Consider the following 26,014-nt stretch of genomic DNA (forward strand, 5'->3'; position numbering starts at 1 on the left):
CCCACCGTGCTGCGGCTGACGCCCGCCGTGCTGCGGCTGACACCCACCGTGCTGCGGCTGACGCCCGCCGTGCTGCGGCGGGTTCGCCCGGCCTTCCTCGCTCCAGGGTGGGGGCGGGCCGTCGGCTTCGCGTTGCGGCTGGGGTGGCCGGCTGCCTCCGCTCCTTCCTCGGGTTCTCTAGGATGGCGGCACCTCCGCGGGCTCCGGGGGCTCCGCGGGTGCCGGGAGCGCGCCCAGCTCCGCCCGCATCGCCGCGCGTAGACGCAACGTACTGACCAGGCGCTGGAAGGCCTCCGACCAGTAGCCGCCCGCTCCGGGGGACGCGTCCTCCGGCTCGTCCTGTATCGCGGTCAGTACGTCGAGGCGTACGGCTTCGGCCGGGTCCAGGCAGCGCTCCGCAAGCCCCATCACCCCGCTGAAGCTCCAGGGATAACTCCCCGCGTCCCGCGCGATGTTCAGCGCGTCCACCACCGCCCGGCCCAGCGGCTCCGACCAGGGCAGCGCGCACACGCCCAGCAGCTGGAACGCCTCCGACAGGCCGTGCGTCGCGATGAACCCCGCGACCCAGTCGGCCCGCTCCCCTGCAGGCAGTGCGGCGAGGAGCTTCGCGCGCTCGGCGAGCGATGCCGCTCCGGGCCCCGCCGCATCGGGCGACGAGGGAGCCCCGAGCAGCGCCCGGGACCAGATCGCGTCGCGCTGCCGCACGGCCGCGCGGCACCACGCGGCGTGCAGCTCGCTCTGCCAGTCGTCGGCCACGGGAAGCGACACGATCTCGGCGGGGGTACGTCCACCGAGCCGCTCCGGCCAGATGCCGAGCGGCGCCGCTTCCACCAACTGACCAAGCCACCAGGAGCGTTCGCCTCGCCCGGCCGGCGGCTTCGGGGTGACGCCGTCGCGCTCCATGCCCGCGTCGCACTCGTGGGGTGCCTCGACGGTGAGCGTCGGCATGCTCTTCGTGCCCTGTGCGTGGTCGATGGCCACGCAGGACGCTGCCCGGTCCGCCATCCGCGCGGCGAGGGCGGACGAGGGGAGCGCGGAGAGGAGCTCGGCTGCCGTGGCGCGGACGTTGCGGCTGCGGTCGGTGAGGGCCTGCTCCAGGAACGGCTCGTCCGCGTCGTGCAGGTGGGTGCGCAGGGAGTCGAGGAACATCAGGCGGTCCTCCGCCCGCTCCGTACTCCAGGTGGAGGCGAGCAGGTCCCGCGCGGCGGCCGGGTCATGGGCGCGCACCGCGCCGAGCAGGGCGACGCGCTCGGCGAAAAGGCCCTCTTCCCACAGCTGTTGGACCTGGACTGTGTCCTCCGGGGCGGGCAGGGCCACACCGCCGCCCGGAGTGGAGCGGAGGGCGAACTTCCAGTCCGGGTTGAGCCGGGCGAGCCACAGGGCCCGCGGGCCCGCGAAGGCGAGGGCCTGCGGCCTGAGATCCGTGCGCCCACGAGCCGCGTTCAGGAGGGCGGGAAGCAGCTCGGGCGGGGCCGCGAAGCCCCGTTCGTTGGCCAACGCCAGCCACTGGGGCAGCAGTTCCATCAGGTCGGGCACCGCGCCCCGGCGTCCGCCGCTGCCCGCTCCGGGGTGATCGGTGAGCAGCGTGGCGAGCCTGCGCCGCGCCGAGGGCGGCACCAGGGGCCTGGGGTCGTCCGCCGCCGGCTCGGGAGGTGTGGCGGCGGGCGCGGGGGCCAGGCCGGCTCTGCGCCGCACGGTCTGCATCGCGGCCGCGTCCAGGAGGGCGGTCGGTGCGGCCTTGACCTGGGTGCGTACGGGGGGTGTGCGGCGGTCGGTGCCGAGGAGCGCGGCGGTGACCAGGTCTTCCCAGGGGGTGAGGGCTGCTTCGGTGAGTGCGGTGGTGCCGGTCATGTGGACTCCTCTCCCGGAGGGATCTCTCTCCGGTGCTCTCCGGCCTCGCCGGTCTTTCGGGTCCTTCGCGTCTTTCAGGTCCTTCGGATCCCTGGACCTCGTGGGTCTGTCGGGTGGGGCTGCCGTCTTGGATCTGTCGGGTCTTTCGTGTGGGGCTGCCGCCTTGGTCTGTCGGGCCCGTCGTCCAGGACTGCTGCTGTGGATCTGTCACGGCGGGCCCCCACTGCCTGGCGGGCGAACCCGGAGTCGCCCGTGGTGGTCAGCACAGGGCCACCGCCTCTCCCGCTCCGCGCGGCCAGGCCGTCAGAGGGGTGAAGCCCTCGTGACCACACTCGCCGAAGACCGTCACCGGAGCGCCTCCGGAGAGTGCCACCAGCCGCCACAGGCCCGCTCGGGACGCTGCGGAGGCGGTGATGGGCAGCGCCATGTCACCTTCCGCATCCACCAGTTGCCAGCTGCTGGAGGAGGGTCCCGCGCACGGGGTCGGTATGACTTCGCTCAGCGTCACCGGCCAGGACTCCAGCCATGGGTCGTCCCGCAGCACCTCGCCGTAGCGGCGCGTTGCTTCTTCCGTTTGCACGCCGGGTGGCCGCGCGGCCGTCGGTGTGGGAGCAGCGAACTGCTCGCCCAGGTCGGCCCGCAACTGCCCGGCGCCTGGGTACGAGGTCAGCTCGGCGTCCAGCGCGAGGCCCACCGGCAGCGCGAGCACGGGTGCGCGGCCCGCGGCTCCGTACGACAGGAGCAGGGCCGTTTGTCCGGACTCCGCGCCGTACAGCCATATCCGGCGGGTGGTGAGCTTGCTGTCCGCCGTGTCGTACTGCGCGAGCACCAGCCAGTGGTCCCGCACCGGTGGGCCTCCCGCCGGTGTGGGCAGGCCTATGCGGGAGCGGACCGTGGCCGCCAGCGCCTCGGGCAGTCGTTCGCGGTGCAGCCAGCCCTGGTCGAGGAGGTGGAGGAGCGCGCACTCCTCCAGCATCCGCACGGGCCAGCCGGGCCCGGAGGAGGGGATGGCTCCCAACTCCCGCACGCGCGAGGCGAGTCCGGGCGCCTGCGCGTCGACCATGCGGGCCGCCGTCTCCTCCCACAGCCCGTACCCCGTCTGCTCCGCGGCGGCTATACCGCCCCGCAGCAGGTCGGAGAGGCGCTGCTCGAGCTCCGCCACCCCCGCCGTGACCCGCTCGGCCCGCCGCTCCGCCCTGCGGCGTGCGGCCTCGGGATCAGCGACCGGCGCGGCAGGCGCAGCGTCCGCAGTCCGCTGGGCCTCCGCTCTGCTGCGTCGCCCCGCCAGCCACTCCTCCGCCCACTCCGGCGGCTGCGCGTCCGGCACCGCGCCGACCGTCCCGTCCCCGCCCGCCCAGAGCAGCAACAGCCCGAGCGCGTGCTTGCACGGAAACTTGCGGCTCGGACAACTGCACTTGTACGCCGGGCCCGCCGCGCCGGTGACGTCCGCGATGTCGACGACCGTCCGATACGGCTTGCTGCCACTCCCCTTGCACAGTCCCCACACCGTCCCCTCGCCCGAACTGCCCGCCTCCGACCATGGGCCGGCGACGCCGAGTTTGCTTCCCGCCTTGCGTGACGGGGCGTCAGGCGCCAAGGCCAGCACCTGATCCGCCGTCCAGCGCACCCCCTGCTGAGTCATGTCATCGAAGGTAGATCCCACCACTGACAATCGATCCCGCGCTCGGTGTCTGTGCAGGTCAGACGCGTGCGAGGGTCGATTGTCAGTGGCGTGGTGCACGGTTGGAATCACATCCGGGCCAGATGCGTCCGGACGAGTTGGAGGGGGATCGCTCCATGACTGTGTCCGTCGACTCGACGACCTCGACGACCGAGAACCAGCCCGCGTCAGCATCCGCCGTTTCCGCCGTTTCCGCCGTGTCCGCTGTATCCGCGTCCGCAGCCGCGCCCGCGGGGGGAGAGGGGGCGGAGGTGCTGCGACCGCATGCCGAGCATGCCTTCGCCGCCGAACTGGCCGCGCTCGCAGCGCAGGACGACCGGACCCGGCCGGCCCGCTGGCGGCTCTCGCCATGGGCGGTCGCGACGTATCTGCTCGGCGGCACGCTGCCCGACGGGACCGTGATCTCGCCGAAGTACGTGGGACCGCGCCGCATCGTCGAGGTCGCTGTCACCACCCTCGCCACCGACCGCGCCCTACTCCTGCTCGGCGTGCCCGGCACCGCGAAGACCTGGGTGTCCGAGCATCTGGCGGCCGCCGTCAGCGGAGACTCGACGCTGCTCGTGCAGGGCACGGCCGGGACGCCGGAGGAGGCGATCCGGTACGGCTGGAACTACGCGCAGCTGCTCGCGCACGGCCCCAGCCGCGACGCGCTCGTGCCAAGCCCTGTCATGCGGGCCATGGCCGACGGCATGACGGCGAGGGTAGAGGAGCTGACCCGAATCCCCGCGGACGTACAGGACACGTTGATCACGATTCTGTCGGAAAAGACCCTTCCCATACCGGAGTTGGGCCAAGAGGTGCAGGCGGTACGCGGCTTCAACCTCATCGCCACGGCCAACAACCGCGACCGCGGGGTCAACGACCTGTCGAGCGCGCTGCGCCGCCGTTTCAACACGGTGGTCCTTCCGCTGCCGGAGAGCGCCGACGCCGAGGTCGACATCGTCTCGCGCCGCGTCGACCAGGTCGGGCGCTCGCTCGATCTGCCGTCCGGGCCCGAGGGGATCGACGAGATCCGCCGCGTCGTCACTGTCTTCCGCGAGCTGCGGGACGGGGTCACGGCCGACGGGCGTACGAAGGTGAAGTCACCGAGCGGCACGCTCTCGACGGCCGAGGCGATATCCGTCGTGACCAACGGCCTTGCCCTGGCGGCCCACTTCGGGGACGGCGTGCTGCGGCCGGGCGATGTCGCGGCGGGCATCTTCGGCGCGGTCGTACGCGACCCGGCGGCGGACCGGGTGATCTGGCAGGAGTACCTGGAAGCGGTGGTCCGGGAGCGTGACGGTTGGAAGGACTTCTACCGCGCGTGCCGTGAGGTGAGCGCGTGAGGCGTGTGGGTGCACGTATGGGTGTGGGAGCAGGTGTGGGTGCGGGTGCAGGTGTGGGTGTGACGGTGGCTTGTTCGCGTGAGATGGGGAGGGGCGGACATGAACGACGAGGCACGGGGGACGGCTCGGGCTGGCGAGGGGCCTTTGCTGCTCGGGGTGAGGCATCACGGGCCGGGGTCGGCGCGTGCGGTGCTCGCCGCGCTTGATCAGGGGGCGCCGCGTGTGGTGCTGATCGAGGGGCCGCCGGAAGCTGACGCGTTGGTGGAGCTCGCGGCGGACGAGGGGATGCGGCCGCCGGTCGCGCTGCTGGCGCACGTGGTGGACGAGCCCGGCCGGTCGGCGTTCTGGCCGCTGGCCGAGTTCTCGCCGGAGTGGGTCGCGATCAAGTGGGCCGCGGAGGCCGGGGTCCCGGTGCGCTTCATGGATCTTCCGGCGGCGCATTCGCTGGCGCGGACGGAGGGAGTGGAAGGCGTGGAGGGCGCTGAGGACGCCGCCGAGGGGGAGCCGGTCGGGCCCGGAGCCTCGGAGGACGCGGACGCGGACGTGGACTTGGACGCGGGCGCGGACGCCGGCACGGGCGTGGACGTGGTGCGGATTGATCCGCTCGCGGTGCTTGCGGAGACCGCCGGGTACGACGATCCGGAGCGGTGGTGGGAGGACGTCGTCGAACACCGCGACGGAGGCGGGGACGCGTTCGCGCCGTTCGGCGCGCTGGGCGAGGCCATGGGGGTGCTGCGCGAGGAGTACGGCGCCGGGGGACATGACCGTGACCTGGTGCGCGAGGCGTACATGCGGATCCAAGTACGGTCGGCGCAAAGGGAGTTCGGGGCGGACGACGTCGCTGTTGTGTGCGGGGCATGGCATGTGCCCGCGCTGCGGCAGAAGGTGACGGTGGCGGCCGACCGTGCGCTGCTCAAGGGGCTGCCCAAGGTGAAGGTCGACATGACCTGGGTGCCCTGGACCCACCGCCGCCTCTCCCGGGCCAGTGGATATGGCGCGGGGATCGCGTCTCCCGGTTGGTACGGGCATCTGTTCAGCGCCCCGGACAGGCCCGTAGAGCGATGGCTGACCAAGGTCGCCCGACTTTTTCGGGACGAGGACAGGCTCGTGTCGTCCGCGCATGTCATCGAGGCGGTACGGCTCGCGGACACGCTCGCCGCGATGCGGGGGCGTCCGCTGCCGGGGCTCACCGAGACGACGGATGCGATCCGGGCGGTGATGTGCGAGGGCTCGGACGTGCCGCTCTCCCTCGTGCACGACAAGCTAGTTGTCGGGGACGTCCTGGGGGAGGTGCCGGACTCGGCGCCGGCGGTGCCGTTGCAGCGCGATCTCACGCGCCTTCAGCGAAAGCTGCGGCTCAAACCGGAGGCTCTTGAGAGGGAGTTGGAGCTGGATCTGCGCAAGGATACGGACGCCGCGCGCAGCAGGCTGCTGCACCGACTGCGGCTGCTCGGGATCGGCTGGGGCGAGCCGGCCGAGTCACGCGGGAGTACGGGTACGTTCCGGGAGACCTGGCGGCTGCGGTGGGAGCCGGAGCTTTCCGTGCGGGTGGCGGAGGCGGGGGTGTGGGGGACGACCGTGCCGGCGGCGGCCACCGCTCGGGCGGAGTCCGATGCCGTCGGGGCCAGGGCGCTGGCCGACGTCACCGCGCTGGCCGAGTGGTGTCTGCTGGCCGAGTTGCCGGAGGCGTTGCCCGTGGTGATGCGGGTCCTCGCGGACCGGGCGGCACTGGACGCGGATGTCGGACATCTGGCGCAGGCGTTGCCCGCGTTGGTGCGGTCGCTTCGGTACGGGGATGTGCGGGGCACGGACACGGTCGCGCTCGGCGAGGTGGCTGTGGGCCTGGCCGAGCGGGTGTTCGTCGGTCTGCCCCCTGCGTGTGCGGGGCTCGACCAGGACGCGGCGCTCGAGATGCGGGGCCATGTGGACGCGGTTCACCAGGCGGTGGGCCTGCTGGGGGAGCTGGGCGCAGGGACCGAGGAGACATCCGGCCCGGGTGCCACTCCACTGGGCGCCGGTATGCGGGGGCGGTGGTACTCCGTACTGCGGGTGTTGGGGGAGCGGGACAGCGCGGCGGGGGTGGTGCGGGGGCGGTCTGTGCGGCTCTTGTTGGACGGCGGGGAGCTGGCCGAGGGTGAGGCCGCTCGGTTCATGGGGCTGGCCCTGTCACGCGGGACCGAACCGGCCGATGCCGCCGCCTGGATCGAGGGGTTCGTGGGCGGCGGCTCAGGGGGCGGCATGTTGCTCGTGCACGACGAGCGGCTGCTCGGCCTTGTCGACGACTGGTTGACCGGCGTCCCCGACCGGGCCTTCACCGACGTGCTGCCCCTGCTGCGGCGCACGTTCTCGGCGTACGAACCAGGAGTGCGGCGGACGCTGGGCGAGCTGGTGCGGCGCGGCCCGGCGGCGACCGGCGCGGGCCCGACCGTCGCCGGCGGGATACCTGGCTTCGGGCTGGAACTGAACACCGAGCGCGCGGACGCGGTGCTGCCGGTGCTGAGTCTGTTGCTCGGGCTCGGGGCCGAGCATGAGGCAGGGGCAGGGGCAGGGGCAGGGGCAGGGGCAGGAGTCGGGGTCAGTTTTGGTGACGGTGGCGGTAACGGCAACGGGCTTGTGGGGGTGGGCTGATGGCGCGGGACGCAGCTCGGGGCGACGCGGGGGAGGCGACGGTGGACGTGGCCGGAGGATCGAGGACGGACATGGCTCGGCCGATGCCGGCTGACGCGAGAGCGGGAGGGACGGAGGGCAGGGCTTTGGAGACGAGGACAGAGGGGGCGGTGCGCGGCCAGGCGTTGGACTCCGTGGGGGAGCGGATGCGGCGGTGGCGGCTTGTCTTGGGAGGAGGGCCCGCCGACGGGACCGGGTGTGAGCTCGGGGGGCGGGATGCGGGGATGGACGGGGCGCTCGGTGCGCTTTATGGGGGAGGGGACGCGGGGAAGAAGGAGCGCGGGCGGGACCGTTCGGCGGGGCTCGGGGCGTCCGCGCCATCAGTGTCGCGTTGGCTCGGGGATATACGGACCTACTTCCCCTCCTCCGTCGTTCAGGTCATGCAGCGTGACGCCATCGAGCGGCTGGGGCTTTCCACGCTGCTTCTGGAGCCCGAGATGCTGGAAGCCGTGGAGGCCGACGTGCATCTGGTGGGGACACTCCTCTCCCTGAACAAGGCCATGCCGGAGACCACCAAGGAGACCGCGCGGGCGGTCGTACGCAAGGTTGTCGAGGACCTGGAGAAGCGGCTCGCCACGCGCACCCGGGCCACTCTCACCGGCGCGCTCGACCGCAGCGCCCGCGTCAGCCGACCGCGCCACCACGACATCGACTGGAACCGCACCATCGCGGCCAACCTCAAGAACTACCTGCCGGAGTACAAGACGATCGTGCCCGAGCGCCTTATCGGATACGGGCGGGCATCGCAGTCCGTGAAGAAGGAGGTCATCCTCTGCATCGACCAGTCGGGATCGATGGCCGCTTCCGTCGTCTACGCCTCGGTGTTCGGCGCCGTGCTCGGTTCGATGCGGTCGCTCAACACGCGGCTCGTCGTCTTCGACACGAACGTCGTCGATCTGACCGATCAGCTCGACGATCCGGTGGATGTTCTGTTCGGCACGCAGTTGGGAGGCGGGACAGACATCAACCGGGCGCTCGCGTACTGCCAGTCGCAGATCACCCGGCCCGCCGACACCATCGTCGTCCTCATCAGCGACCTCTACGAAGGGGGCATACGCAACGAGATGCTGAAGCGGGTCGCGGCGATGAAGGCGTCCGGTGTGCAGTTCGTGACGCTGCTCGCGCTCTCCGACGAGGGGACACCCGCGTACGACCGCGAACACGCGGCTGCGCTCTCGGCGCTTGACGCGCCGGCCTTCGCCTGTACCCCGGACCTCTTCCCGGAGGTGATGGCAGCGGCGATCGAGAAGCGCCCGCTGCCCATACCGGACATGAATACGCATCGGTAACGGGGGACTTGCGCGAAGGCGGGCGGACCGTGCGAGGATCGGCGGGCCTCACTCCCGGAGTGTCGCGTTCCGTACCCCCGGAGTGTCACGCTCCGTGTACCGCTCCGGGCCTCGCCCGGCCCAGCAGAGGAACCCCCTCGTCTTGACTCCCGCAGCAGTCGTTCTGCCCGATGCCGCTGAGCGCGTTCCGCGTGCCGTGGCCGGGCGGCGTGCGCTGCAACTGGTGGTGCTGCTGGCCGGATTGCTCGCGCTGGGTTTCCTCTGCGGCGAGCGCGCGCACGCGGCGGACGGTGTGGAGGCTCCGGCGCGTGTGGAGTCGGCGCGGTCGGCGGAACCGGTGCGTGAGCGGGTCGCCGAGCCTGCGGGCGAGGCCGCGAGTGAGGCCGCGCGTGAGGCCGAGAGCGGCACGGCGCGTGAGGCCGCGAGCGGGACGGCACGTGAGGCTGTGGGGGATGGGCGCGCTCGGCGCGAGGTGGTGCGCCGTGCTGCCGTTGAGCCTGTGGCCCATGCTGCCGAGCCCGTGGTTCGGACGGCGCGGGGTGTCGTGCGGCCGGTCGTGGATGAGGCCACCGGAATTGTCGAGGGTGCGCCGCAGCGGGTGCTGCCCGAGGCGAGCGATTTCCCCGGCTTCCCCACTGTTCCCGTCGTTCCCGGCGTCCCTGACTTTCCTGGCAGGCCCACGCTCCCCACCGTCCCCATGCTCCCCACCGTTCCCACCCTCCCCACCGTTCCCGGCGTGCCTGAGGTGACTGAGCTTCCGGAGCCTGGGTCTGGCGGTGGTGCGGACGTGGGTGTCGAGCCTCAGTCACCCCACGCCGGTCAGGGCGAGGCGACAGTTCGAGCGCGGGCTGAGTCCCCGTACGGCACGGGTACCGGCGCCCATGCCGTCACCGGCACCCGCACAGGTACCGAAGGCGACGGCGGCTCGGACTACGCGCACCGCACCGGGCACGGGCCGGCTCCGTTCCCGTTCCCGTCCCCTCTCCCGTCCGTGCCCGGCGATCCCGCGCGGACGCTGGGCGGGCAGTCGGCCGGTGACGGGAGTCCGACGCGGCACGGCGATCCGTGTGCCGCCTCGCTCGACAGTCGTGCGCCGGTGCGGCTTCTGCAGGGTGCCGGCGCCGGTCAGGTTCCCGCGCCGGTCCGCGAACGACACCGGGACATTCCCGAATTCCCTGGCTAGGGCAGCCCTTTCCCCGCGAAGACCTGCCGCGCGGGGGTGGCAAAGGTCTGCCCACCGACCGGACGTAAGGACACGTCCGGGCCGGATTCCCAGCCAGAGTTCGAAGGATCTGAAGCACGCATGAACAAGAACATCCGTCGTTCCATCGTCATAGCCGCCGGTGTTACGGGCGCCTGGGCGCTCGGTTCCGCTGTGGCCAGCGCGGACGAGCTGCCGCAGCACTCCGTCGCCCTGCCGGACAACGCGTCCGACGCGGTCGCCGATGTCGCCGATGCGACCGGCGACGTCGAGCGTGATGTCACCGACGCCCGGGGCAAGGCGAAGTCCACCGTCACCGAAGCGAAGGCCGCAGCCCCCAAGGTCGACCTCCCCAAGGCCCCGGCGGTCGACAAGGCCCCCGCGCTCGACACCCCGGACGTCAGGACCCCCGACGTCAGCACCCCCATCGACTCCACCGACTCCATCGACTCCATCGACTCCACCGACTCCATCGACTCCGTCGACTACCTCTTCGGCCCGCTCTCCGCCTTCGCCCCGGAGCTTGAGAGGACCCCGGCGACCGCCACGGGCGCCGCCGCCCCCATCGTCGACGAAACCGCCGCAGCCGTGCTGCCGCCCGTCGCCGCCACCGCGGTGGACGGTGTCGTGCCGGTCGCCGGGCAGGCGGTCGGTGACGCCGGCTACTTGGCGCAGGGCGTGGTCGGCGACGTGCGGCCGTTCGCCGACGGGGTCGTCGGTGAGGCCCCGCCGTTCGCGCAGGGTGTCGTCGGCGACGACGTGCAGCCCTTCGCGGGCGGTGTCGTCGGCTCGGTCTCGCCGCTCGTGCAGACCGTCACCGACCAGGTGCGGCCCGTCGTGCAGGGCGTCGGCGGCAGCGCGGGTGAGCTCGCGTACGGCGTCACGGGCGATGTCCGGCCGTTCGCCGACGGTGTCGTCGGCCAGGTCTCGCCCTTCGCGCAGGACCTGACGGGCACCGTCGCCCCCGACGCCCGGTCGCTCGCCGGGAACGCCGTCACGGGCATCCACGGCGTGGCCGACTCGGTCACCCCGGGCTACCTGCCCACGACGCACGCCCTCTAAGAGCGGGAGCGGGAGCCGGAGCGGGAGCGGGAGCGGCATCCGTGCGGCGGCGCGGCTTGCCGCTCCCTCCTCCCTCTCTCCTCGCACCCAGTCCGCATCCGCGATCTGTGACAGTCATCACCGCCCAAATGTGATCTGCGATTTAGGGACCCAAGGCCCACGGCGATAACCTGCGAGACGGACATGCCGCGTACCGGACTCCGTCCTACGCCTCCCTTGTGACAGCGCAGTCACGTTGCCCTCCGCGGCACGCCCACGCAGACAGCTGACCACAAAGCAGCGAGATCGCAGCGAGATCACGGAAAAGGGACGGACGCGCGTGGACCTGTTCGAGTACCAGGCGAGGGACCTCTTCGCCAAGCACGGTGTACCGGTGCTGGCCGGTGAAGTCATCGACACGCCTGAGGCGGCGCGCGAGGCCACCGAGAAGCTGGGCGGCAAGTCGGTCGTCAAGGCACAGGTGAAGGTCGGTGGCCGCGGCAAGGCCGGCGGCGTGAAGCTGGCCGACACCCCGGACGAGGCCGTCGCTCGCGCGACGGACATTCTCGGGATGGACATCAAGGGCCACACGGTCCACAAGGTGATGATCGCCGAGCTGTCCCCGGAGATCGAGGCGGAGTACTACGTCTCGTACCTCCTCGACCGCACCAACCGCACCTTCCTCGCCATGGCGTCGGTGCAGGGCGGCATGGACATCGAGGAGGTCGCGGAGAAGACCCCCGAGGCCCTCGCGAAGGTCCCGGTCAACGCTGTCGAGGGCGTGAACATCGACAAGGCCCGCGAGATCGTGGCCCAGGCGAAGTTCCCGGCCGAGGTGGCCGAGGGTGTCGCCGAGGCGATGGTGACCCTGTGGGACACCTTCGTCGCCGAGGACGCGCTCCTCGTCGAGGTCAACCCGCTGGTGAAGACCAAGGACGGTCGCATCCTGGCCCTGGACGGCAAGGTCTCGCTCGACGAGAACGCCGACTTCCGCCAGGCCGACCACGAGGCCCTTGAGGACAAGGACGCAGCCAACCCGCTCGAGGCTGCCGCCAAGGCCAAGAACCTCAACTACGTGAAGCTGGACGGCGAGGTCGGCATCATCGGCAACGGCGCGGGTCTCGTCATGAGCACCCTCGACGTCGTCGCGTACGCCGGTGAGGCGCACAACAACGTCAAGCCGGCCAACTTCCTCGACATCGGCGGCGGCGCTTCGGCCGAGGTCATGGCGAACGGCCTGGAGATCATCCTCGGCGACCCGGACGTCAAGTCCGTCTTCGTCAACGTCTTCGGTGGCATCACCGCCTGTGACGAGGTTGCCAACGGCATCGTCCAGGCGCTGGAGCTCCTCAAGTCCAAGGGCGAGGAAGTCACCAAGCCGCTGGTCGTGCGTCTCGACGGCAACAACGCGGAGCTGGGTCGCAAGATCCTGAGCGACGCCAACCACCCGCTCGTGCAGCGCGTGGACACCATGGACGGCGCGGCCGACAAGGCCGCCGAGCTCGCGGCCGCGAAGTAAGGGACGAGGGACAGAACAGCCATGGCTATCTTCCTCAACAAGGACAGCAAGGTCATCGTCCAGGGCATGACCGGTGCCACGGGCATGAAGCACACCAAGCTCATGCTCGGTGACGGCACCAACATCGTCGGCGGCGTGAACCCCCGCAAGGCGGGCACGAAGGTCGACTTCGACGGCACCGAGGTACCGGTCTTCGGCTCGGTCAAGGAGGCCATGGAGGCCACGGGCGCCAACGTGTCCGTCCTCTTCGTGCCGCCGGCCTTCTCCAAGGCCGCCGTCGTCGAGGCGATCGACGCCGAGATCCCCCTCGCCGTCGTCATCACCGAGGGCATCGCCGTCCACGACTCCGCCGCCTTCTGGGCGTACGCGAAGTCGAAGGGCAACAAGACCCGCATCATCGGCCCGAACTGCCCCGGTCTCATCACCCCGGGCCAGTCGAACGCCGGCATCATCCCGGGCGACATCACGAAGCCGGGCCGCATCGGCCTGGTCTCGAAGTCCGGCACGCTGACGTACCAGATGATGTACGAGCTGCGTGACATCGGCTTCTCCTCGGCCGTCGGCATCGGTGGCGACCCGGTCATCGGCACGACGCACATCGACGCCCTCGAGGCGTTCGAGGCCGACCCCGACACCGACCTGATCGTCATGATCGGCGAGATCGGCGGCGACGCCGAGGAGCGTGCGGCGGACTACATCAAGGCCAACGTGACGAAGCCGGTCGTCGGCTACGTCGCCGGCTTCACCGCGCCCGAGGGCAAGACCATGGGCCACGCCGGCGCCATCGTCTCCGGCTCCTCCGGCACGGCTGCCGCCAAGAAGGAGGCCCTTGAGGCCGCGGGCGTCAAGGTCGGCAAGACGCCTACCGAGACGGCCAAGCTGGCGCGGGCGATTCTCGCGGGCTGAGTTCGCCTGAACCGTTGAACAGTGGGCCCGCACCTTGAACGAGGTGCGGGCCCACTGTTCGTTCTGACCCGCGGGCCGTACGCGGCTGATCGCGCCCACGCGGCGGAGCCGCAAAATGTCACAGCCCGCGCCCCTAACGGGCCTGCGGCGTCAGTCTCTCCGGGCCGCTCGCCAAGTCCTCGCGCAGCTTCTTGTGGAGGATCTGGTCCGCGTATGTCAGGTGGCCGGGACCCATCCGGGGTGGTACGCCGCTGATGGCCTTGCCAGGGGCCTGGGGCGGCTCGTAGTGCGAGGGCGCCGACCTCAGGGTGAGGGCCGTCGCGCCGACGATCAGGGCGGTGAAGGCGATCGCCGCGCGGGTCCAGAACCGGGCGCGGTGCTCGCTCCCGGTGCGGACCCGGCCCGCGTTCGGGGGCGCCAGCTTCTCCGCGTTGCACAGTTCGCCGAGGCGCTGGTGCAGGGCGTCGGGTGCCGCCGCGAGTTCGGGGAGCTTCTCGGTGATCTTCTCGCGGGCGTTGAGGAGACGGTTGGCCGCCGCCGGCGTGCTCGCCTCCGTCTCGGCCGCGGTCTCGGGCAGGTCGAGCCCGACGCCGTCATAGAGCAGCAGCGTGCGGCGCTGCGCGGGCGGCAGGCTCATCAGCACCCTGAGGAAGGCGCGGTCGGCCGCATCGGCGGGCGGGGCGTCCGGCTGCCGGTGGGTGGGGCGGAGGCGGTGCCAGGGGGACATCGCATACTCGTACGCCGCCGCGCGGACCCAGCCGGCCGGGTCGCGGTCCACTGCGACCTCGGGCCAACGCTGCCAGGCGAGCTGGAAGGCGCGCTCCACGGATTCCTGGGCGAGGGTGCGGCGGCCGGTGAGGAGATAGGTCTGGCGTACGAGGCCGGGGGCGCAGGTCGCGCAGAGCGTGTCGAAGGCTTCGGCGGGGGTCGCCACTGCGGTGGGCCTTGCCGGCTGGACCTCCGGATCGGGCTTCGCCTTGGGCACCGGTCCGGACCCTGGCACCGGCCCCCGTGCGGACCCTGGCACCGGCCCCCGTGCGGACCCTGGTTCTGACCCCCGTGCGGACCCTGGTTCTGACCCCCGTGCGGACCCTGGCACCGGCCCCCGCGCGAACCCTGGTTCCGGTCCCCGTTCGGGCCACGGCTCGGGCTTTCGCTCGGCCTGAGCGGCGGGCGTCGCTCCTGGCTTTCGCTCGCCCTGGGCGACAGTGGTCGCCCGCACCCCCGGCTCCGGCAGGGTGTGACCGTTCATCGCCGCGCCGACCGGGATGCGCTCGGGGGACTTGCCGCCCTTGGTGTCGACGGCCGAATCCGGGTCCTTGGCCCAGCTGGGACGCTGTCGGGAGCGCTCTGCGGAGTGCGGCGCGGAGCGCTTGCCGGCGACGGCCTGCTCGTTTGCGATCTCGGCGAGCAGCTTCGTGTAGATGTCTCGCTTACGGCCGCGTGGCGTCGAGCGGCCCGACTCCCAGGAGCGGACCGTTTCCCGCGTGACGCCCACCTTCGCGGCGATCTCGGCCTGGCTCAGGCGCTTCGCCTCGCGCAGACGTCGGCGTTCCTTCGGGGACGGCAACGGTGTGGCAGGGCTCTGGGTCATGTCGGACTCTCCGCGCCGTGGGCCGTGGGCCTTCGTGCGGCGAGCAGCAGGGCGCGACCGATCCGCCGTACGAAAAAGTACATAAACGTATATTGAGCGACACATCCGGTATTCGCCTGTTACGGGGAGAAAGCGCGTGTCGTTGGCAGCATGGCCGGTGTGACTCAAATCACCCACCGCAGCTCACCGTTGCCGCCCCTCAAGCAGCTGATCGAAAGGGTCCGCGATCGCTCACCCGGACTGGGGACATGCCTGTTCGGCGGGGCCGTCGCGGCCGGGCTCGGCCTGGGCGCGTGTGCCGTCCTGGTGATGGTCCTCTGGATCAGTTCCCCCTATCCGGACAGCGGTCCCGACGGGGCGCTGCATGTCGCCGCCGCGGTCTGGCTGCTCGCCCACGGCACGGAGCTGATCAGGACGGACACCCTCTCCGGGGCCCCGGCGCCGGTCGGTGTCACGCCCCTGCTCCTGATGGTGCTGCCGGGCTGGCTCGCGCACCGGGCGGCGCGGGACGCGGCTGATCCCGAGGGGCGCTGCATGGCGCCGCGGACCGCGTGGTGCGGGGTGGTCGGCGGCTACCTGCTGGTCGGCGCCGCCGCGACGCTCTACGCGGCCGGGGGCGAGCTGCGGCCGTCGTGGCCGAGCGCGGTCCTGCACCTGCCGGTGGTCGTGGCGGGTGCGGCGGCGGTGGGGGTGTGGACGGCGCTCGGGCGACCCCGGGAGCCGCTGCCCGGCGTGGTGCGGGGCGGCCTGCGTGCGCTGCCCGCAGGGGTACGTCGTTTCCTCGTACGCCGCCATGTCCGCGCCGTCACGCGGGCCGGAGCGGCCGGGGCGGTGGTGCTCGTCGGCGGGGGAGCGCTCCTGGTCGCGGTGTCCCTCGCGCTGCACGGCGGCCTGGCGAGGGCATCGTTCGCGCAGGTCACGGACGTGTGGTCGGGGCGTTTGGCGGTACTGCTGCTCGCCATGGCGCTGGTGCCGAACGCGGCGGTGTGGGGCGCGGCGTATGGCCTCGGCCCCGGCTTCGCGCTCGGCACGGGGGGTGTGGCGGGGCCGCTGGCAGTGAGTTCCGGACCGCTGCTGCCGGCGTTCCCGTTGCTCGCGGCGGTGCCGGCGCAGGGCGCCGGGTCGCCGTTGACGTGGGCGGTGGGTGCGGTGCCGCTGGCGGCGGGGGTCGCGGTCGGGTGGTTCACGGCGCGGGCGGCGGCGCCTGTACTCGGGGAGCGGGGCGAGGCGTGGTCGCGGGGGCGGACGGCGCTGGTCGCCGTGGCGGCGGCGGCGCTGTGCGGGGCGGCCATGGCCGGGCTCGCGGAGCTGGCGGGCGGCCCGATGGGGGTGGCCGCCCTGGCCGACTTCGGACCGGTGTGGTGGCAGACGGGGGCGGCGGCGCTGGGGTGGGCGGCGGTGGTGGGGGTGCCGGTTGCCCTGGCGGGGCGGGCGTGGCGCTTGCGGACGCGGAGGACTGCGCCTCGCTGGGCCGCGTTGCGCCGGGCGGTGCCGCGGTGGGCTGTGCCGCGCTGGATGGTGCCGCGCTGGATGGTGCCGCGCTGGGCGTGGCCCCGGTTGCCGAAGCCTCGCCTCCCCCAGATGCGGCTGCGGGCGCCTCGGCTGCGGCTTCCACGGATTCCCCGCCGGCGCCAGAAGCCACCGCCGCCGGTGCTGCCGACGCCGGAGCCGTTCGAGCCGTACGACTTCTTGCCTGGGCCTGTGGCCGGCGTGGCGGACTGGCACAGCGAGGCGTCCCGCGAAGCCCGCTGGGCCGCCCTGCGGGACGCGGGCCCGGAGGAGCGGCCTCCGGGGGCTTGAGCGGGCGGGGCGCGCGCTGCCCCTGCGGGTGGGCAACCCCCGGCCGCGGGCGCCCGGCAGCTCCGGCCCCCGCCGGGGTGGTACCGCTGGGCCCCGCGGGCGTGCGCCCGGCAGCCGCAGCCCCGCCAACAAGCCCGCCGCTGCGCGGCGAATGCTTCCCACCCACCCACCGGTTACCCCGCAGGGCAATCGGGTGGGTGGGCGGGAAGCATCCGCCGCGCAGCGGCGGGCTGATGAAACCGACGCGAGGGCAAAGAACGACGCCGCCCCAACCGCAAGCACAACGCCGTCCCAACCGCGCCCCAAGGCCGGCGAGGCCAGGGCCGGCGAGGCCAGGGCCGGCGAGGCCAGGGCGGTCAGAGGCCCCCGGCCAGGATTAGTCCCGCTCCCCCAGCAAGGGGCGCAACTGCTTCGGCAGAAGGTCGTTGCACTCCTGCTTCGACTGGGTCGTCAGCGCATCGCTCACGCACGTGTAGTAGTCGCGGTACACCAGCTGCGCCGCGAACGTCGCCGCCACCATCGCCAGCGCGAGCGACGCCGTCACCAGGCCGCTGACCGCCGCCGTCTTCTGCGGCTTCATGCTCGTGAGGTCGGCCCCGGGCTGCTTGGCGACCGGCGCCGTCGGGTCCGGTTGCTTCGGCTTCGCCCGCAGCGAGCTGATGCCCCAGTTCAGCGCGAGCGCGCCCAGGAGCAGGGCCACGTACCGCCAGCCGAAGAGTGCGAAGAAGAAGGCCCACATGCCGGAGAGCAGGGCATACCGAGCGCGGCGCTGGGCCGGGTCGGTCGGGTCCCAGCGCATGCCGGAGCCGGGCCCGGAGGGTCCGTCGGGGCCCTGGCCCCCGCCCTCCTTGCCGGGGCGCTCGCCGAAGCCGCCGCCCTGGGAGCGGCCGGGCTGCCGGTCGCTCCACTGGCTGCCCCAGGGGGAACGCCCCTGGCCGTCGGAGTCCGGGTTCTCGCCGCCGTTGCCGGGGCGGGGCCGCCATGGCTGGTCCGGGGTCCCCTCCGGCGGCGGCGCGAAGGGATTGTCGTCCTTCTTCTTCCCGGAGCCCGAGGAACCGGAGGAGTCGGAGGGGTCGGAGGAGCCCGAGGACCCGGAACCCCCCGAGCCCTGGGAGTCCTGCGGCGGGGACGACGGGCGGCCGTCGCGCAGCAGCGTCGAGCCGCGCTCCCCTGCGTGCGTCAATCCGAACGCGAAGGACAGCGGGAGGCGGAGGCTACGGTCCGGCATCAGGTGTGCGTCTTCCCCTTGGTCGAGCGGGCCCGGTCGAGCGCGCTTGGCGGGCGAGCTTCTGGACGGTGTGACGTCATGTGACGTCTTGGTGCAGACGCTACCTTCCGGCCGCGCCCCCGTCCCGTGAGGGGCCGCACCGTGTGCCGGTATCGTTGCTGACGGTCGGCCGCTTCGTAGAGTTCCCCGTATCGGGAGATGCGAAGCCTTTGTACGACCCTACAAAGACGCACCTCCCGAGAAAGGGCCCCGCTGTGGCCAAGAGCCCTGTGGCCAAGCGCCTGGTCGTGCTGGTCTCCGGATCAGGCACGAATCTGCAGGCTCTGCTCGACAAGATCGCGACGGACGGGGCGGCGGGCTACGGCGCCGAGATCGTCGCGGTCGGCGCCGACCGCGACGGCATCGTCGGACTCGAACGTGCCGAGAGCGCGGGGATTCCCACCTTCGTCCGCCGGGTGAAGGACCACGCGTCGCGCGACGAGTGGGACGCGGCTCTCGCCGAGGCGACCGCCTCGTACGACCCCGATCTGGTCGTGTCGGCGGGGTTCATGAAGATCGTGGGGAAGCAATTCCTCGCACGGTTCGGCGGCCGGTTCGTCAATACGCACCCCGCCCTGCTGCCCAGTTTCCCGGGGGCCCACGGTGTGCGCGACGCGCTCGCGTACGGCGCGAAGGTCACGGGATGCACCGTCCACTTCGTCGACGACGGCGTCGACACCGGCCCGATCATCGCCCAGGGCGTGGTCCCGGTCGGGGATGAGGACGACGAGAGCGCTCTGCACGAGCGCATCAAGGAAGTCGAGCGAAGGCTGCTCGTCGATGTCGTGGGGCGTCTGGCCCGTAACGGCTACCGCATTGAGGGACGAAAGGTACTTATCCCGTGACCGCCGAAGGTACGCACGGTTCGCAGCGCCCCATCAAGCGCGCGCTCATCAGCGTCTATGACAAGACCGGGCTCGAGGAGCTCGCGCGCGGGCTGCACGAGGCCGGCGTCGAGCTCGTCTCGACCGGTTCGACCGCCGCGAAGATCGCCGCCACCGGGGTGCCCGTCACCAAGGTCGAGGAGCTCACCGGCTTCCCCGAGTGCCTGGACGGCCGGGTCAAGACGCTGCACCCGCGCGTGCACGCCGGGATCCTCGCCGACCTGCGCCTCGATGACCACCAGCGTCAGCTCGCCGACCTCGGCATCGAGCCGTTCCAGCTGGTCGTCGTGAACCTCTACCCCTTCAAGGCGACCGTCGCCTCGGGTGCGACGCCCGACGAGTGCGTCGAGCAGATCGACATCGGCGGCCCCTCGATGGTCCGCGCCGCCGCCAAGAACCACCCCTCGGTGTCGGTCATCACGAGCCCCGCCCGGTACGCGGACGTGCTCGCCGCCGTCCGTACCGGCGGTTTCGAGCTGGCCGAGCGCAAGCGCCTGGCCGCTGAAGCGTTCCGCCACACCGCCGAGTACGACCTCGCGGTCGCCTCGTGGTTCGCGGACGACTACGCGGCCGACGACACCTCGGGCTTCCCCGAGTTCATCGGCAGCGCGTACGCCCGTAAGAACGTCCTGCGCTACGGCGAGAACCCGCACCAGGGCGCCGCCCTCTATGTCGACGGCAACGGCGGCCTCGCGGAAGCCGAGCAGCTGCACGGCAAGGAGATGTCGTACAACAACTACACGGACACGGACGCCGCGCGCCGTGCCGCGTATGACCACGACGACCCCTGCGTCGCGATCATCAAGCACGCCAACCCCTGTGGCATCGCGATCGGTTCGAACGTCGCCGAGGCGCACCGCAAGGCGCACGCCTGTGACCCGGTCTCCGCGTACGGCGGCGTGATCGCCGTCAACCGCCCGGTCTCCAAGGAGATGGCCGAGCAGGTCGCCGACATCTTCACCGAGGTCATCGTCGCGCCGGAGTACGAGGACGGCGCCCTCGAAGCCCTCACCAAGAAGAAGAACATCCGCGTCCTGCGCGCCCACCGGGCCCCGGACAACACCACCGAGGTCAAGCAGATCGACGGCGGCGCGCTCCTCCAGGTCACCGACCGCCTCCAGGCCGACGGCGACAACCCCGCCAACTGGACGCTCGCCACGGGCGACGCCCTGAACGCGGGCGAGCTCGCCGAGCTGGCCTTCGCCTGGAAGGCGTCCCGCGCGGTGAAGTCCAACGCGATCCTGCTCGCCAAGGACGGCGCGTCGGTCGGCGTCGGCATGGGCCAGGTCAACCGCGTCGACTCCGCGAAGCTCGCCGTCGAGCGGGCGGGCGAGGAACGCGCGCACGGTGCGTACGCCGCCTCGGACGCGTTCTTCCCGTTCCCCGACGGTCTGGAGATCCTGACCGCCGCGGGCGTCAAGGCCGTGGTGCAGCCGGGCGGTTCGGTCCGTGACGAGCTGGTCGTCGAGGCCGCGAAGAAGGCGGGCGTGACGATGTACTTCACCGGTACGCGGCACTTCTTCCACTGACCATCCCCGGCGACGCACGGTGGCCGCGCCCTTCCCCCGAGGGCGCGGCCACCGCTGCTTCGCAGGCGGCCAGTGTGTGGGCGTGCCGGACACGGGCCTCGCGGGAGAGCCGGGCCGCGTGGCCCGGGTCGGTGTGGTCGTGGCCGTGGGCGGCCATGCAGAGCGCGAGCGGCAGATCGATGTGCGGCCCCCGGGGGCCGACGTTGGCAGGCTTGAGGTCGCCGTGCGCCCAGCCGGCCCGGTGCAGTTGACGCAGCCCCGCACAGACCTCCCCGAGCAGCGCGGGCCCGTTCGCGGGCGGCAGCGGTCCCTCCAGGAGCCCGGCGAGCGAGCCTTCCGCCTTCTCGAGGACGAGGACGGTGGCGCCGTCGAGCGCGGGGTGCTCCGGGTCGTCGACGGTCAGCGTGTCGTACATGCGAATGAGGCGCGGGGAGCGCAGCTTGCGCAGCAACTCGACCTCGCGCTCGGCCAGTTCACGCAAGTGGTTCAGCTGGCGCGGGGTGCGCAGGCCGGTGGGCAGGAACTTCAGCGCGACCGTACGGGGCGTTCCCTCGGCGGGCGCGATCCGGCGGGCGGCGTAGACACTCCCGAAGGCGCCACTGGCCAGGGGCTCGCGAACGCCCCAGGGGCCGACGCGATAGCCCTTCGGTACGTCGACGGCGTAGGCCCCCTCTCTCATCGGCCGACGCCGCCGCGGGGCGGGGCCAGGACGCCGAGATCGTCTTCGCGCACGAGGTCGAAGCGCAGCGCGAGCGAGACCAGCGACTCCTTCTTGCCGTTCAGGCGCGGGCCCGAATCCGCCGTGTCGGGGCCGGGCTTGAGGCGGAGTTTGACCGCGAGGTAGTCGATGTTCCACTGCACGGCGGCACGGTTCGCCGACGGCCAGCCGGGCCGCAGGCGCTCCACGACCTGCTCGACGGTGGGCAGCGGGGCGTGCGGGGCGCCGCGCAGGCGGGGCTCGCACAGGGCGGCCAGGACGGCGAAGTACCGCTTGGTGCGATCCACGGAGAAGGCGGGGCGGGTAGTGGCCCCGTCGAGGCCCGCGCGGTCCCGGTCGCGCAGGTAGTCGTGGCGCGGGGCCCACACCTCCAGGTGCAGCAGCTCGCCCGCCACGGGCAGCACGATCCGGGAGAACTCGAAGGGGACGGGGGCGTCCAGGCGGCCGGGCCCGACCTTGATGTGCTCGCCGGCACCCTCGGGGTTCTCCACCACGTACGTCTGGTGGGCGCTGAGGTTGCTCAGTATCCAAAAGGCGCCGTGCGCGGTGATCTCACCGGCCGCGCGCGAGACGCCCTCGTGGTCGATGGGCAGGTCGTTGGCCTCGGTCGATCTGCCGAAGGCGAGCCTTTCGCCCGGAGCGAGGCGGAGTTGGGCCTCGCGGGATGGCTGCTTCGTTGTTCGTGGCGGCACGACGATGATGCTGTACAAGGCATGTCCCCCTCACCCCCGACGTGGTCAGAGTAGAGCGGGACAGCGAGATGAGGACAGCGAAAACCCACGGGCCGTGCTCCCCTCGACAGGGTGAGCACGGCCCGTGGGTGTGGATCGCGTGGGGTGCGCGGCGGGTTCTGGCCTCAGTAACGGGGGCGGTTGAACCACGCCGACGCCTGCGCGTTCACCATGGCGGCCAGGATGATGCCGCCGATGGCAAGACCGATGATCGCGCTGAAGACACCGCTGCTCGTGCCCGAGACCAGGTTGCCGAGGCCGCCGAGAATGATCAGTGACGCGTAGACGATCGTGGTGACCCGCACGCCGTTGCCGCCCGTGCTGAACTTCACCGCCAGGATGATGCCGAGGACCGCGAGGGTGATCAGAATCGCGACCAGAGCGAAGCCGAGGCCGGCGAGACCGTCGGTCTCGTCGCCCACACCCACCTCGTTGGACACGTCCTGAGCGGCGGCGACCGCGATGCCCGCGATTATCGCGAAGAGGATCTGCAGACCGGAGATGATGTAGATGAGGACACGCGCGGTGGTCATCAGGCCCGGCATCGTCATGGGCATCTGGTTGCCGCCGGGGTAGCCGGGGTAGGCCGGCTGCTGCGGATAGCCGTAACCGGGCTGGCCCTGCGGATAGCCGTAACCGGGCTGGCCCTGCGGGGCCTGCGGGTATCCGGGCTGCTGGCCCTGTGGCGGACCGTAGGGGTTGTTCGGGTCGCCGTAACTCATGGCGGTCTTCCTCCGTCGGGTAGTGCGGGGACGACGCGGCACATCACGGAGGAAGTTCTACAGATGCGGTCCGTCCCCCCGACACTGCCCGCGGCACTGTGTCGCATATCGTTCTTTAGGCCAGGCTTATTTGTCCAGCCGCACTCCGTATGTGTTGTGCAAGTGCAACAGAGCTGCTCAGGTCTCGGGACACAGCTGGGACACAGCCGGCTCGCAGGGACGACCTGATTGGTACCGGGCGGGCCTCATCCGGGAAGATGGAGTCATGACCGCCCAGATTCTCGATGGCAAGGCCACCGCAGCCGCGATCAAGTCCGAACTGACCGCCCGCGTGGCGGCCCTGAAGGAGAGGGGCTTCACGCCCGGCCTCGGGACTGTTCTGGTCGGTGACGACCCGGGCAGCCAGAAGTACGTCGCCGGGAAGCACCGCGACTGCGCGCAGGTGGGCATCGCCTCCATCCAGCGCGAGCTGCCCGCCACCGCGACGCAGGAGGAGATCGAGGCCGTCGTCCGCGAGCTCAACGACGACCCGGCCTGCACCGGCTACATCGTGCAGCTCCCGCTGCCCAAGGGCATCGACGAGAACCGCGTCCTGGAGCTGATGGACCCGGACAAGGACGCCGACGGCCTGCACCCCATGAACCTCGGCCGCCTCGTCCTGAACGAGCCCGCGCCGCTGCCCTGCACGCCCTACGGCATCATCCAGCTCCTTCGCCAGTACGGCGTGGAGATCAACGGCGCCGAGGTCGTGGTCGTCGGACGCGGTGTGACGATCGGCCGCTCCATGCCGCTGCTGCTCACCCGCCGCTCGGAGAACGCGACGGTGACGCAGTGCCACACCGGCACACGCGACCTGTCCTTCCACCTGAAGAAGGCCGACATCATCGTGGCCGCGGCGGGCGTGCCGCACCTGATCAAGCCCGAGGACGTGAAGGAGGGCGCCGCCGTCCTGGACGTGGGCGTCTCGCGGGACGAGACCGGCAAGATCGTCGGCGATGTGCATCCGGGCGTCCGCGAGATCGCCGGGTGGATCTCGCCGAACCCCGGCGGTGTCGGCCCGATGACGCGCGCCCAGCTGCTCGTCAACGTGGTCGAGGCGGCCGAGCGCGCCGCGTCCCCCGCCGCGAGCTGAACCGGGAAGGGTGAGCCCATGAGCGCCGAACCAGATCGAGGGGCATCGCCGGCGGACGTCAGGGAGGCCGATGCCACGGAGGCCGATGTCACGGAGGCCGAGGCCGTCGAGGACACCGAGGCCAAGGGTGCCGTCAGCGCCCCCGGTCCCGACGGGCCCAGGAAGACCACGCGGCGCTTCCCGCTCCTGACCCGGGACACCGCGCGACCCGAGGGCGGCGGCAGGGCCGCGGGCGGCGACGCCCCCGCGCCCGCCCGGCAGTGGCCGCTGCTCACCGTGCTCTCGACGGTGGGGCTCGGGCTGCTGCTCACGGCCTTCGACGTGTTCCGCGTCGGCACGATACTGATCGGCCTCGCGCTGATCGCGGGCGCCGTCATGCGGTGGGCGCTGCCCGGCGTCGGCATGCTGGCGGTGCGTTCGCGCTTCACGGACATGGTCACGTACGGGGCGCTCGGCCTCGCCATCGTGCTCCTGGCGATGATGGCGCAGCCGGATCCGTGGCTGGAGATCCCGTTCCTGGGAGACACGCTGCATCGGACGATCACCACCTAGCGGTACGCGGTACGCGGTACGCACGACAGGCCGGCGGCCCGTCCTCTCCCCCGGGGAGGACGGGCCGTCGCCGTCTGCGGCGGGGCGCCTACTTCAGGCGCAGCGCCTTCCAGGTCTGCGGGCCGACGCTTGCTCCGCTTGTCGTAGCCGCAGTAGAAGCCGACGCCGGGCGTCCGGGGGCAGTGATGTCTCCCTTCCGGCCGCGGGCCGGCCCCCCCCCCGTTGGGCCCCCCGTTGGGTCCCCCGACGGCCCGCGATCCGCTGGGCTCCGGTGGTCGGCCGGTGCCGTGGTGCTGTTGCAAGAAGCTACGGCGGCGGGCCGGAGGGAGTCGTCCCGTGTGGGGTTGAGGTGCGGGCACGTCCTGTGGAGTACGGCCGCGGTTCCTGCAACTCCCGCTGTACCGCGGCAGTTTGACGTTCCGGTGACCGCACCCGGGCTACGCTGCGGCGGTGCGGATCCGCCCCCTCGTCGCCGACACGTCGATCGCGGTCGCCCTGACCACGGTCGCCGTGCTCCTCGGGCAGGAGTCGGCGCGGCAGGGGTGGCCCGAACTCGACGCGCGGGGCCACGCGTTGGTGGCCCTCGCCAACCTGCCGGTCGCCGGTCGCTCCAGGGCGCCGCTCGCGGTCCTGCTCCTGGTGCACGTGGTGTGGGCCGGGTACGTCACGCTCGGCTACTGGCCCGTGGTGAACACCTTCGCGCCCATGCTCGCCGTCTACACGGTCGCGTCCCTGCGGCCCACCCGTGTCTCCGCCCCCTGCGCCGCCCTGATGAGCGCCGTCTGGGTCTACGCGGGCCTGGTGAGCGAAGGCGCGGCCATGGCATCCGTGATCGGACAGGCCATCGGCTTCCCCTTGGTGATCTGGCGGTTCGGATACGTCGCGCGCCGTTCCGCCGAGCTGGCCCGGCAGCTGAAACGTGAGCAGGACGAGCGGGCGCGGCGCGAGGTGGCCGAGGAACGCGGGCGTATAGCACGTGAGTTGCACGATGTCGTGGCGCATCACATGTCCGTGATATCCGTGCAGGCGGGCCTCGCGAAGTTCGTCTTCACCTCCGATCCGGCCACCGCGCACGCCGCGCTTTCCACCATCTCCGGCACCAGCGGCGAAGCGCTCGAGGAGCTGCGCCGCATGCTGCGGGTGCTGCGGGCGCGGGAGGAGGGCGACGGCGCACCCGACGCGCCGATGCCGGGGCTCGCGCGGCTCGGCGAGATGGTCGAGCGCGTGCGGGCCGGGGGAGTCGCCGTCGAGCTGCGCGTCGAGGGGACGCCGAGGCAGCTGGCTCCCGGGGTCGAACTCTGCGCGTACCGCGTGGTCCAGGAGGCCCTGACCAACGTACTGAAGCACGCGCGAGGCGCCGGCGCGGCGGTCGAACTGCGCTACCGGCCACACCATGTGACGGTTTCGGTCACCAACGACGGGGAGGGGGTGATTCCGGACAGAGTGGGCACAGGGAGCGGCCATGGGTTGATTGGGATGCGGGAGCGGGCCAAGCTCTACGGCGGGACGATCAGCATCGGCCCGCGGAGCGAGGGAGGGTTCGCCGTGCGTCTGACCCTGCCGACCTCCGCGCAGGCCGCATCGCAGGGGGACGACGCGACTTAA

19 protein-coding genes and 1 pseudogene are annotated in these 26,014 nt (G+C 72.0%); 13 read left to right on the forward strand and 7 right to left on the reverse strand.

Annotated elements, in window-relative coordinates:
- Window positions 1-177 precede the first annotated feature (177 nt).
- The gene (locus ACZ5WE_RS22715) at window positions 178-1,851 is read right to left on the reverse strand and encodes a DUF5691 domain-containing protein (protein ID WP_467691636.1); all 1,674 of its coding nucleotides are present in this window, start codon (window positions 1,849-1,851) and stop codon (window positions 178-180) included.
- 259 nt (window positions 1,852-2,110) lie between these two features.
- Window positions 2,111-3,493 (reverse strand): SWIM zinc finger family protein, encoded by a 1,383-nt coding sequence (locus ACZ5WE_RS22720; protein ID WP_467691638.1) that lies wholly within the window; start codon window positions 3,491-3,493, stop codon window positions 2,111-2,113.
- Window positions 3,494-3,648: 155 nt separating this feature from the next.
- Here ACZ5WE_RS22720 and ACZ5WE_RS22725 point away from each other — a divergent pair, with 155 nt between their 5' ends.
- The 7 genes from ACZ5WE_RS22725 (at window position 3,649) to sucD (ending at window position 13,480) form a co-directional block, all read left to right on the forward strand.
- On the forward strand, window positions 3,649-4,857 hold the full coding sequence (locus tag ACZ5WE_RS22725) for an ATP-binding protein (protein WP_467691640.1): 1,209 nt from the start codon (window positions 3,649-3,651) through the stop codon (window positions 4,855-4,857).
- A gap of 99 nt (window positions 4,858-4,956) precedes the next feature.
- On the forward strand, window positions 4,957-7,485 hold the full coding sequence (locus tag ACZ5WE_RS22730; protein WP_467691642.1) for a DUF5682 family protein: 2,529 nt from the start codon (window positions 4,957-4,959) through the stop codon (window positions 7,483-7,485).
- A gap of 185 nt (window positions 7,486-7,670) precedes the next feature.
- Entirely contained in the window at window positions 7,671-8,813 is a 1,143-nt protein-coding gene (locus ACZ5WE_RS22735) for a vWA domain-containing protein (protein ID WP_467691836.1), read from the forward strand.
- Window positions 8,814-8,955: 142 nt separating this feature from the next.
- A complete protein-coding gene (locus ACZ5WE_RS22740; protein ID WP_467691644.1) occupies window positions 8,956-9,996 on the forward strand; it encodes a hypothetical protein in 1,041 nt (346 codons plus the stop codon).
- A 120-nt stretch (window positions 9,997-10,116) separates the two neighbouring features.
- Window positions 10,117-11,076: a hypothetical protein gene (locus tag ACZ5WE_RS22745; protein ID WP_467691646.1), complete on the forward strand. Its 960-nt coding sequence runs from the start codon at window positions 10,117-10,119 to the stop codon at window positions 11,074-11,076.
- A 319-nt stretch (window positions 11,077-11,395) separates the two neighbouring features.
- Window positions 11,396-12,574, forward strand: a complete 1,179-nt coding sequence (sucC, locus tag ACZ5WE_RS22750; protein ID WP_467691648.1) for an ADP-forming succinate--CoA ligase subunit beta — start codon at window positions 11,396-11,398, stop codon at window positions 12,572-12,574.
- 21 nt (window positions 12,575-12,595) lie between these two features.
- Entirely contained in the window at window positions 12,596-13,480 is an 885-nt protein-coding gene (gene sucD, locus ACZ5WE_RS22755) for a succinate--CoA ligase subunit alpha (RefSeq protein ID WP_160506736.1), read from the forward strand.
- Between the two features lie 133 nt (window positions 13,481-13,613).
- On the opposite strand, the gene ACZ5WE_RS22760 is transcribed toward sucD, so the two are convergent.
- Window positions 13,614-15,074 carry a sigma factor-like helix-turn-helix DNA-binding protein gene (locus ACZ5WE_RS22760; RefSeq protein ID WP_467691650.1) on the reverse strand — a complete coding sequence of 487 codons (1,461 nt, stop codon included), beginning with the start codon at window positions 15,072-15,074 and terminating at the stop codon, window positions 13,614-13,616.
- A 150-nt stretch (window positions 15,075-15,224) separates the two neighbouring features.
- Between ACZ5WE_RS22760 and ACZ5WE_RS22765 the strand changes: the two genes are divergently transcribed.
- On the forward strand, window positions 15,225-16,874 hold the full coding sequence (locus ACZ5WE_RS22765) for a cell division protein PerM (RefSeq protein ID WP_467691652.1): 1,650 nt from the start codon (window positions 15,225-15,227) through the stop codon (window positions 16,872-16,874).
- 376 nt (window positions 16,875-17,250) lie between these two features.
- Here ACZ5WE_RS22765 and ACZ5WE_RS22770 read toward each other — a convergent pair whose 3' ends face one another.
- Complete coding sequence (locus ACZ5WE_RS22770) at window positions 17,251-18,102, reverse strand: hypothetical protein (protein ID WP_467691654.1); 852 nt, start codon at window positions 18,100-18,102, stop codon at window positions 17,251-17,253.
- Between the two features lie 254 nt (window positions 18,103-18,356).
- Here ACZ5WE_RS22770 and purN point away from each other — a divergent pair, with 254 nt between their 5' ends.
- Both purN and purH read left to right on the forward strand, forming a co-directional pair.
- Window positions 18,357-18,986, forward strand: a complete 630-nt coding sequence (gene purN, locus ACZ5WE_RS22775; RefSeq protein WP_467691655.1) for a phosphoribosylglycinamide formyltransferase — start codon at window positions 18,357-18,359, stop codon at window positions 18,984-18,986.
- On the forward strand, window positions 18,983-20,554 hold the full coding sequence (purH, locus tag ACZ5WE_RS22780) for a bifunctional phosphoribosylaminoimidazolecarboxamide formyltransferase/IMP cyclohydrolase (RefSeq protein ID WP_467691657.1): 1,572 nt from the start codon (window positions 18,983-18,985) through the stop codon (window positions 20,552-20,554). Before purN ends, purH begins: the two co-directional genes overlap by 4 nt.
- A gap of 199 nt (window positions 20,555-20,753) precedes the next feature.
- Here purH and ACZ5WE_RS22785 read toward each other — a convergent pair.
- The 3 genes and pseudogenes from ACZ5WE_RS22785 to ACZ5WE_RS22795 form a co-directional block, all read right to left on the reverse strand.
- Window positions 20,754-21,233 (reverse strand): annotated as a pseudogene (locus ACZ5WE_RS22785) (protein kinase family protein); the annotation flags it as partial.
- Window positions 21,230-21,982 carry an FHA domain-containing protein gene (locus tag ACZ5WE_RS22790; RefSeq protein ID WP_467691658.1) on the reverse strand — a complete coding sequence of 251 codons (753 nt, stop codon included), beginning with the start codon at window positions 21,980-21,982 and terminating at the stop codon, window positions 21,230-21,232. The gene ACZ5WE_RS22790 and the pseudogene ACZ5WE_RS22785, both read right to left, overlap by 4 nt.
- A gap of 146 nt (window positions 21,983-22,128) precedes the next feature.
- A complete protein-coding gene (locus ACZ5WE_RS22795) occupies window positions 22,129-22,725 on the reverse strand; it encodes a hypothetical protein (protein WP_467691660.1) in 597 nt (198 codons plus the stop codon).
- A gap of 265 nt (window positions 22,726-22,990) precedes the next feature.
- Between ACZ5WE_RS22795 and ACZ5WE_RS22800 the strand changes: the two genes are divergently transcribed.
- The 3 genes from ACZ5WE_RS22800 (at window position 22,991) to ACZ5WE_RS22810 (ending at window position 26,014) form a co-directional block, all read left to right on the forward strand.
- Entirely contained in the window at window positions 22,991-23,857 is an 867-nt protein-coding gene (locus tag ACZ5WE_RS22800; protein WP_467691662.1) for a bifunctional methylenetetrahydrofolate dehydrogenase/methenyltetrahydrofolate cyclohydrolase, read from the forward strand.
- An 18-nt stretch (window positions 23,858-23,875) separates the two neighbouring features.
- Window positions 23,876-24,409 (forward strand): DUF3017 domain-containing protein, encoded by a 534-nt coding sequence (locus tag ACZ5WE_RS22805; RefSeq protein ID WP_467691664.1) that lies wholly within the window; start codon window positions 23,876-23,878, stop codon window positions 24,407-24,409.
- Between the two features lie 450 nt (window positions 24,410-24,859).
- Window positions 24,860-26,014 (forward strand): sensor histidine kinase, encoded by a 1,155-nt coding sequence (locus ACZ5WE_RS22810; RefSeq protein ID WP_467691666.1) that lies wholly within the window; start codon window positions 24,860-24,862, stop codon window positions 26,012-26,014.

This window comes from Streptomyces sp. NPDC033180, assembly GCF_055577645.1.